This window comes from Streptomyces sp. E2N166, assembly GCF_003671715.1.
GTDB lineage: Bacteria > Actinomycetota > Actinomycetes > Streptomycetales > Streptomycetaceae > Streptomyces > Streptomyces thinghirensis.
Map to the genome: position 1 here is coordinate 1,587,790 of NZ_RAIF01000032.1, position 821 is coordinate 1,588,610.

Sequence of the window (821 nt, forward strand, 5' to 3'; positions counted from 1 at the left end):
CCCGCCGCTGGCTCGCGGCCGGCCCCGCGCCCGCGCCCGGGCGCGTCGCCGAGCCCGTGGGAGTGGCGGACTGACCCACGGCGGGGACGTGTGGTGGCGTGACTGCCCGTATGCCGCGAGGCGGCATACGGGCAGTCGTGCGTCACGGTGACCGGGGCGGCGCGCGTTCCGCCGGGTCAGGGCCCCGCCGCCCGGTGTGCGCGGCGGATGCCGGGGCATGCGGAGTCCGGGAGGGGAGGTCCACATGAACACACGTGTCATGGCACGTACCGGCCGCGGTCGGGCCAGGCGGGCGGCGAACGGCTCGGCCGCCGAGGGGGCCGCCCGGGCGGGACTCACCGCTCGCGGCGTGATCTACCTGCTGGTCGGCGTCCTGGCCCTGCAGATCGGCTTCGGCACCGGAAACCGGCAGGCGGACCGCGGAGGTGCCCTGGCCGAGCTGTCGGACAAGCCGTTCGGCGCCGTACTGCTGTGGGCGCTCGGCATCGGGCTCGTCGGCATGGCGTTGTGGCGCCTGTCCGAGGCGTTGTTCGGCGCCACGGGCAAGGACGGTCACACGGCGAAGAAGCGGCTGCCGGCCGCCGCCCGCTGCGTGTTCTACGCGTTCGTCGCCTACTCCGTACTGGCCTTCGCGGCCGGGACGGGCGGCAGCGGCTCCAGCGACCAGCAGTCCCGGGACGTCACGGCCAAGGTGATGGAGATGCCCGCCGGGCGGTCGCTCGTGGGCGTGGCCGGCGCCGCGATCGTCGTCGCCGGAGTGGTGATCGGCGTACAGGCGCTGCGCCGCAGCTATCACAAGAAGCTGAAGATCGGCGCGCTGA

Annotated in this window: 1 protein-coding gene; it reads left to right on the forward strand. The window is 74.8% G+C overall.

Going from position 1 to position 821, the window contains the following annotated elements:
- Nucleotides 1-244: 244 nt before the first annotated feature.
- Nucleotides 245-821, forward strand: a 577-nt coding sequence (locus EBH09_RS34165) for a DUF1206 domain-containing protein (protein ID WP_238697523.1), incomplete at its 3' end; no start/stop codon positions are given.